The sequence below is a fragment of the Streptomyces colwelliae genome (genome assembly GCF_048158785.1).
Classification (GTDB): Bacteria; Actinomycetota; Actinomycetes; order Streptomycetales; family Streptomycetaceae; genus Streptomyces.
In genome coordinates this window covers 1-7,575 of sequence record NZ_JBLTJC010000450.1, presented here as the reverse complement: position 1 = coordinate 7,575, position 7,575 = coordinate 1, and the positions used below count along the sequence as shown (strand labels likewise).

6 protein-coding genes and 1 pseudogene are annotated in these 7,575 nt (G+C 69.4%); 3 read left to right on the top strand and 4 right to left on the bottom strand.

The annotated features are described in order from the left end of the window. Nucleotides 1–1,416 (top strand): LCP family protein (locus ACNFOC_RS47275; protein WP_416965177.1); only part of this gene is annotated, 1,416 nt, incomplete at its 5' end. Nucleotides 1,417–1,472: 56 nt separating this feature from the next. On the opposite strand, the gene ACNFOC_RS47270 is transcribed toward ACNFOC_RS47275, so the two are convergent. Next, on the bottom strand, nucleotides 1,473–1,997 hold the full coding sequence (locus tag ACNFOC_RS47270) for an acyl-CoA thioesterase (protein WP_416965176.1): 525 nt from the start codon (nucleotides 1,995–1,997) through the stop codon (nucleotides 1,473–1,475). Nucleotides 1,998–2,117: 120 nt separating this feature from the next. Between ACNFOC_RS47270 and ACNFOC_RS47265 the strand changes: the two genes are divergently transcribed. Then, nucleotides 2,118–3,413 carry an LCP family protein gene (locus tag ACNFOC_RS47265; protein WP_416965175.1) on the top strand — a complete coding sequence of 432 codons (1,296 nt, stop codon included), beginning with the start codon at nucleotides 2,118–2,120 and terminating at the stop codon, nucleotides 3,411–3,413. A 7-nt stretch (nucleotides 3,414–3,420) separates the two neighbouring features. Here ACNFOC_RS47265 and ACNFOC_RS47260 read toward each other — a convergent pair whose 3' ends face one another. Then, nucleotides 3,421–4,236 (bottom strand): class I SAM-dependent methyltransferase, encoded by an 816-nt coding sequence (locus ACNFOC_RS47260; protein WP_416965174.1) that lies wholly within the window; start codon nucleotides 4,234–4,236, stop codon nucleotides 3,421–3,423. Between the two features lie 70 nt (nucleotides 4,237–4,306). Continuing rightward, nucleotides 4,307–5,464: an acyl-CoA dehydrogenase gene (locus ACNFOC_RS47255; RefSeq protein ID WP_043686057.1), complete on the bottom strand. Its 1,158-nt coding sequence runs from the start codon at nucleotides 5,462–5,464 to the stop codon at nucleotides 4,307–4,309. Nucleotides 5,465–5,642: 178 nt separating this feature from the next. Between ACNFOC_RS47255 and ACNFOC_RS47250 the strand changes: the two genes are divergently transcribed. Beyond that, nucleotides 5,643–6,986 (top strand): UDP-glucose dehydrogenase family protein, encoded by a 1,344-nt coding sequence (locus ACNFOC_RS47250; protein WP_416965173.1) that lies wholly within the window; start codon nucleotides 5,643–5,645, stop codon nucleotides 6,984–6,986. Nucleotides 6,987–7,439: 453 nt separating this feature from the next. On the opposite strand, the pseudogene ACNFOC_RS47245 reads toward ACNFOC_RS47250, so the two are convergent. Beyond that, nucleotides 7,440–7,575: pseudogene (locus tag ACNFOC_RS47245) on the bottom strand (alpha-amylase family glycosyl hydrolase); the annotation flags it as partial.

Sequence of the window (7,575 nt, the reverse complement as noted above, 5' to 3'; positions counted from 1 at the left end):
CCCCAGCGCCGCCCACGGCCCCCCGTACGGCCGAAGAAGCCGCGCTGGGCCATGCGGGCGGCGACGACGCTGTCCGTGGTGGTGCTCGCGTCCGCCGGGATCGGGCACGCGGTGGTCACCAGCCTCGACGCCGACATCTCCCGCGTCGACCCCTTCAAGGACATGAAGAACCGCCCGCGCGCGGGCCACGGCATGAACGTCCTCCTCGTCGGCACCGACGGCCGCGACAAGATCACCGAGGCGGAGCGGCGCGAGTACCACCTCGGCGGCGCGCCCTGCCACTGCACCGACACGATCATGATCGTGCACATCTCGGAGGACCGGGAGCGCGCCAGCGTCGTCAGCCTCCCCCGCGATTCCTACGCCGAGACGCCCCCGCACACCGACCAGACCACCGGCGAGCACCACGGCCCGCACCCCATCAAGATCAACGCGGCGTACGCGGAGGGCGGACCCAACCTCACCGTCCAGACCGTCGAGTCCATGACCCACGTGAAGATCGACCACTACCTGGAGGTCGACTTCACCAGCTTCATGAAGACGGTCGACGTCCTGGGCGGGGTGAGGATCTGCACCGCCGAACCCCTGAAGGACACGTACACGGGTCTCGATCTCCCCGCGGGCACACACACGCTGATGGGCGGGCAGGCCCTCCAGTACGTCCGCTCGCGGCACGTCGACGGCGCCTCCGACCTCGGCCGGATGAAGCGCCAGCAGCGTTTCCTCGCGGCGCTGATCGACCAGGCCACCTCCTCCGGGGTGCTGCTGAACCCGCTGAAGTTCCGTGACGTGACCCGCGCGGTCCTCGGCTCGGTCCGCGCGGACAAGGGCTTCGGCACCGGCGAACTCCTCGACCTGGGGCGGGCGATGCGCACTTTCTCCCCGTCCTCCTCCGAGTTCACCACGGTCCCGATCGGGCAGATGGGATACGTCGTGAAGGGCATCGGTTCCACCCTGAAATGGGACCAAGCGAAGGCGGCCAAGCTCTTCCAGGCCCTGCGCGACGACAAGCCCCTGGCCGTGCACAAGGCGCCGCACGCCAATGCCGTGAAGGTGGACGTGGCCCCGCAGCAGATCCAGGTCCAGGTGGAGAACGGGACGGCGACGGGCGGTCTCGGCAAGCGCGTGGACGCGGCGCTGGCGGCGACCGGCTTCCGTACGACGCACCAGCCGACGAGCGCGGCCGACCACGCCGTACGCCGGACGGTCGTCGCCTACGACCCCCGCTGGGACCGTTCCGCGAAGTCCCTCGCGGCGGCGCTGCCCGGGAGCGAGCTGCGCGCGGTGAAGGGGCAGGGGCCGGTGCTGAAGGTGATCGCCGGGAGCGACTTCAAGCAGGTCACTCGGGTGCGGGCGACGGATGTGCAGCAGGGCGAGTTCGGGGTGGTGACCGGGGACGAGGTGGGGTGTTCGTAACAGAGCAGGTATCGGGGACTAAGTGAGGCGTTCGTAACAGACCGGACGCCGGTGCCTCAGTCGTCGAGCCCCTCCGCCGCCCGCTTCTCGCGCAGCTCCATGATGGCGCGGCGGCGGGCCAGGCGGTGGGTGCGGCGGATCTGGGCCTCCTGGTAGCGGCGCTCGTCGCGCTCCGACTCCGGGAGGACCGGCGGGACCGCGCGGGGCTTGCCGTCGGCGTCGACGGCGGCGAAGACGAGGTAGGCGGAGCCGACCTGGGTGGCCGGGGTCGACTCGTTCCACCGCTCGGCCAGGACCCGTACGCCGACCTCCATGGAGCTCCGCCCGGTCCAGTTGACCTGCGCCTTCACATGGACGAGGTCACCGACGCGGACCGGTTCCAGGAACGCCATCTCGTCCATCGACGCGGTGACGGCCGGGCCGCCGCTGTGCCGCCCGGCGACGGCGCCCGCCGCGTCGTCGACCAGCTTCATGATCACACCGCCGTGCACCGTACCGAGAAGGTTCGTGTCGGCGTTTGTCATGATGTGGCTGAGGGTGGTCCGGGAGGCGGACGTCGGCTTGCCCGGCAGGTCTGTCATGGACGCCACCCTATGCCGGGGTGGACATCTGCGGACTTTGTGTTGGCTTCGCAACAGCAGTGCCCTGATTTTCCTACGACCCTTGTAAACGACATGGCAGCTACCTGCACACTGGGCCCCATGAACGATTGGCCCGAGGGATGGTCCGGCGGCAACCGCGGCGACGAGTACGGACGCGGTAGCGCGAACGCACAGCCGGAGAGCGCACGTGTGATGCGCCAGGTACGACGCGGCCCGCAGGCCCCGCCGTACGGCGCCGGAGTCCCGCCGCAGCCGTCGTACACGGGCGGCCAGGGCTATGACGAGGGCCAGAACGGCTACGGCCAGGGCGGCTACGACAACAACGGGTACGACGGCTACAACACCGGCCAGGTCTACGGCGGTGGCGGGCCGGGCGGACCGCAGGGGCCGGACGGCGGGCGTGGTCCGCGCCGCGCGCCGAACTGGCGCCGTCGTATCAAGTGGACCGCGATCACCCTGGTCACCTTGCTGGTCGTGACCTCCGTGGCGACCTACTTCTGGGCCGACTCCAAGCTGAACCGCGACGTCGACCTGTCGAAGGTGATCGACCGGCCGGAGGCGGGCGACGGCACGAACTACCTGATCGTCGGGTCCGACAGCCGCGAGGGGCTGACCGCGGCCGAGAAGAAGAAGCTGCACACCGGTTCCGCAGCGGGCAAGCGCACGGACTCGATGATGATCCTGCACGTGGGCGACAGCGGCGACACCCTGATCTCGCTGCCGCGTGACTCGAACGTCACGATCCCGTCGTACGTGGGCTCCACCTCGGGCAAGACGTACCAGAACACGGGCCGGCAGACGAAGCTCAACGCGGCGTACGCGGAGGACGGCCCGACGCTCCTCGTCCGGACCGTCGAGTACAACATGGGCCTGCACATCGACCACTACGTCGAGATCGGCTTCAACGGCTTCGCGGACATCGTGGACGCGGTCGGCGGGGTCACGATCGACATCGACAAGGGCTTCAAGGACTCGTACTCGGGCGCCGACTTCAAGGCGGGCAAGCAGACGCTGAACGGCGAGGAGGCGCTGGCCTTCGTCCGTACCCGGCACGCGTTCGCCGCCTCGGACCTCCAGCGCACGAAGAACCAGCAGAAGTTCCTGTCGGCCCTGGCCCACCAGGTGGCGACGCCGGGCACCCTCATGAACCCCTTCAAGCTCTACCCCACGCTGGGCGCGGGCCTGGACTCGCTGAGCGTCGACAAGGACATGTCGCTCTGGGACCTGGCGTCCATGTTCTGGGCGATGAAGGGCGTCAGCGGCGGCGACGGCACGTCCATGAACATGCCGATCTCCGGCTCCACCGGCGGCAACCTCGTCTGGGACAAGGCGAAGGTCAAGACGCTGGTGAACGAGCTGAACAACGACCAGAAGGTCACGGTCTCCGGTAACTGAGGAGCTGTCAGTTGGCCCTGCCGCACGCCACCAAGGCGACGTGCGGCAGGGCCAACTCCTTTCCCCCGGTGGTGAATTCACCGGCCAGTCGGGCGAAGTGCTCCCTGATCCGTACGACGGTGTCCTGCTCCTGCGCGGTGACGACGAGCCCCGCCGTGGCGATCCCGGCGGCGGCTCCGCCCCACCACTCGTCGACGGTGGTGCGGTGGTCCCACTCCAGCTCGGCGGCCCCGGCGTCCGTGAAGCCCGCCTCACGGAGCAGCTCCGCGAACCCGTCCGCCGTACGCGCGAAGTCCTCGGCGGGATCGAGTCGCGGCAGATCCACGGGGATGACGGCCTCCGCCGCCGCGAAGGCCCGCCCGAACAGTTCCTGCCCGGCGCCCCTCCGCGCACCCCAGAGGGTCAGCGCGACCCGCCCGCCCGGCTTCAGCACGCGCCGCAACTCGGCGAGGGCGGCGCGGGGGCGGCCGACGTGGTTGACGACGAAGTTGGCTACGACCGCCTCGAACTCGCCGTCGGGGTAGGGCAGTTCGGGCAGGAGGGCGACCTCCGCCTCGACGCCCGCGGCCCGCGCGACCGCCACCATCCCGGCGTCGGCGTCCACGGCAGACACCCGCGCGCCCCGCGCCGACGCGGCCAGGGCCGCCGTACCGGTCCCTGTGCCGACGTCGAGGACATACGTCCCGGCCTCGACCTCGGCCGCGTCCAGCAGCCGCTCCACCGGGTGTGCGCAGAGCCGCGCGAAGCTCACCGCGTAGGCGCGGGCTCGGCCGGCCCACATGGTGCGTTCGGCGGTGTCGAAGGCCTGGCTCGGGTCGGTCATGGGCCGCAGCATGCCTGACGAAACGGCGAGGGCACCCACCAGGGGTGCCCTCGCCACTGTTCGTCGTTCCTTACGGCAGGTTGCGCGCCATGACGATGCGCTGGACCTGGTTCGTGCCCTCGTAGATCTGGGTGATCTTCGCGTCGCGCATCATGCGCTCGACCGGGTAGTCGCGGGTGTAGCCGTAGCCGCCGAGGAGCTGGACGGCGTCGACCGTCACCTCCATCGCCACATCCGAGGCGAAGCACTTGGCCGCCGCGCCCTGGAAGGTGAGGTTCTTGTCGCCGCGCTCCGACGCGGCCGCGGCCTGGTAGGTCAGGGCGCGGGCGGCCTCGATCTTCATGGCCATGTCGGCGAGCATGAACTGGATGCCCTGGAAGTCGGCGATCGGCTTGCCGAACTGCTTGCGCTCCTTGACATAGCCCTTGGCGTAGTCGAGGGCGCCCTGCGCGATGCCGAGGGCCTGGGCCGCGATGGTGATGCGGGTGTGGTCCAGGGTCTTCATCGCGGTGGCGAAGCCGGTGCCCTCGGCGCCGATCATGCGGTCGGCCGGGATGCGGACGTTGTCGAGGTAGACCTCGCGGGTCGGGGAGCCCTTGATGCCGAGCTTCTTCTCCGGGGCGCCGAAGGAGACGCCCTCGTCGGACTTCTCGACGACGAACGCGCTGATGCCCTTGGAGCGCTTCTCGGGGTCCGTCACCGCCATCACCGTGTAGTACTCGGAGACGCCCGCGTTGGTGATCCAGCGCTTCACGCCGTTGAGGACGTAGTGGTCGCCGTCGCGGACCGCCTTCGTCTTCATGCCGGCCGCGTCGGAGCCCGCGTCCGGCTCGGAGAGGGCGTACGAGAACATCGCGTCGCCCTTGGCGAGCGGGGTCATGTACTTCTTCTTCAGGTCCTCGGAGCCCGAGAGGATCACCGGGAGCGAGCCCAGCTTGTTCACCGCGGGGATGAGGGAGGAGGAGGCGCAGACGCGGGCCACCTCCTCGATCACGATCACCGTGGCCAGCGCGTCCGCGCCGGTGCCGCCGTACTCCTCGGGTACGTGGACGGCGTGCAGGTCGTTCGCCACCAGGGCGTCGAGGGCCTCCTGCGGGAAGCGGGACTCCTCGTCCACCGCTGCGGCGTACGGCGCGATCTTCGCCTCGGCCAGGGAGCGGATCGCGTCGCGGAGCATGTCGTGCTCCTCTGACGGGCGGTACAGGTCGAAGTCAGCCGATCCGGCCAAGGTCTCTCACGCTCCAAGGACGCTGTGATGACGGTGCTAATTACTGTTAAGTAACCCAAATTTTAGGGGCCCGCCCACCGGAGTGATACGTGAGCTTGGCGACAGGGGGAAAGGTGCCCGGTGAGAGCGCCGGTTATGCTCGGGCGCGCATCGCCCCCGTACCCCTTCTGGAGCACTCATGGCCCTCAAGATCACCGTGATCGGCACCGGCTATCTCGGCGCCACGCACGCCGCGGCCATGGCCGAGCTGGGCTACGAGGTGCTCGGTCTGGACGTCGTCCCCGAGAAGATCGAGATGCTCCAGCGGGGTGAGGTCCCGATGTACGAACCGGGGCTCGAGGAGCTGTTGCGCAAGCACGTCGCCGGGATCGAGGGCTCCACCGGGCGGCTGCGCTTCACCATGGACTGGGCCGAGGTCGCGGAGTTCGGCGACGTCCACTTCATGTGCACGAACACCCCGCAGAAGCACGGCGAGTACGCCTGCGACATGTCGTACGTCGACCGGGCCTTCGAGCTGCTCGCCCCGCACCTGACCCGGCCCGCGCTCGTCGTCGGCAAGTCCACCGTGCCGGTGGGCTCCGCGGACCGGCTGGCCGCGTATCTGGCCGAGCACGCGCCCGCCGGCGAGGACGCCGAGCTGGCCTGGAACCCGGAGTTCCTGCGCGAGGGCCTCGCCGTCCAGGACACGCTGCACCCGGACCGGATCGTGGTCGGCGTACGGAGCGAGCGGGCCGAGAAGCTGCTGCGCGAGGTGTACGCGACGCCGATCGCCGCCGGGTCGCCGTTCGTCGTGACCGACTTCCCGACCGCCGAGCTGGTGAAGACGGCCGCGAACTCCTTCCTCGCCACGAAGATCTCCTTCATCAACGCGATGGCCGAGGTCTGCGAGGCCGGGAACGGCGATGTCGTGAAGCTGGCCGAGGCGATCGGGCACGACGAGCGGATCGGCAAGAAGTTCCTGCGGGCCGGGATCGGCTTCGGTGGCGGGTGTCTGCCCAAGGACATCCGGGCGTTCATGGCGCGCGCCGGTGAGCTGGGCGCCGACCAGGCGCTGACCTTCCTGCGCGAGATCGACTCCATCAACATGCGGCGCCGCGGGGCGATGGTGGAGATGACCCGCGAGGCGCTCGGCGGCGGGTCCTTCCTGGGCAAGCGGGTCGCCGTGCTCGGCGCGACCTTCAAGCCGGACTCCGACGACGTCCGCGACTCCCCCGCGCTGAACGTCGCCGGCCAGATCCACCTCCAGGGCGGCCAGGTCACCGTGTACGACCCGAAGGGCATGCCCAACGCGCTACGGCTGTTCCCGACGCTCGGGTACGCCGACACCGCCGTGGAGGCCGTGCGCGGCGCCGATGTCGTCCTGCATCTGACGGAGTGGCGGGAGTTCCGCGAGCTGGACCCGGCCGAGCTCGGTGAAGGCACGCGGGCCCGGCTCATTCTGGACGGGCGGAATGCGCTCGATCCGGAGCTTTGGCGGCAGGCCGGGTGGACTTACCGGGCGATGGGTCGGCCTACCGCATAACAAGCCCCGGCGGAGGCAGAGGCGGGGCGTCGAAATTCCCGTGCCCCTGGTCCGGCGCGGCTCGCCGGAATGCGTGGAGGCCGTACAGGCCGGGCCAGGCTTGGGTCCTGGGGCCTGTGCGGCCACCTCTTCGGAATGGCATATGCCAACTCCGGCAATCCCTCGACCGGGTTCGAATTCAATTCGAGTAATGTGTGGGAATCGCTCTGCCCTCTGCGCGCTTTCTTCACAGTCGCATTGCGCGGAATAGCGTCGGTGTCACCCGGTCTCACAGTCGGGCCACACCCGAAAGAGAGCTAGGCAACAAGCGGTTAACTGGCCCGTAGTCACGGGGAATCCGCACTCCACTGCACTGAGTCGCGTTCGCCGCATTCCGCGGTCGGATTGACCTGAGCATGCCAGGAGTGTCTCATCATGCCCCTTTTCCGCCGGGCGGAGTGGCCGAGAGATCACCGCGACGAGCTCCTGGAACCAACTATGCAGCCGCGAGGTGTGGTTGGGCACGATGTCGACCATGACCTTCAGGCCCAGCCGGTGGGCCTCGGCGACCATCGCGTCGAAGTCGTCGAGCGTGCCCAGGCGCGGGTCC

What these genes read in the sequence shown, in the direction of transcription:
- ACNFOC_RS47270 (WP_416965176.1), bottom strand. Translation starts at nt 1,997, where the DNA reads ATGACAGACCTGCCGGGCAAGCCGACGTCCGCCTCCCGGACCACCCTC.
- ACNFOC_RS47265 (WP_416965175.1), top strand. Translation starts at nt 2,118, where the DNA reads ATGAACGATTGGCCCGAGGGATGGTCCGGCGGCAACCGCGGCGACGAG.
- ACNFOC_RS47260 (WP_416965174.1), bottom strand. Translation starts at nt 4,236, where the DNA reads ATGACCGACCCGAGCCAGGCCTTCGACACCGCCGAACGCACCATGTGG.
- ACNFOC_RS47250 (WP_416965173.1), top strand. Translation starts at nt 5,643, where the DNA reads ATGGCCCTCAAGATCACCGTGATCGGCACCGGCTATCTCGGCGCCACG.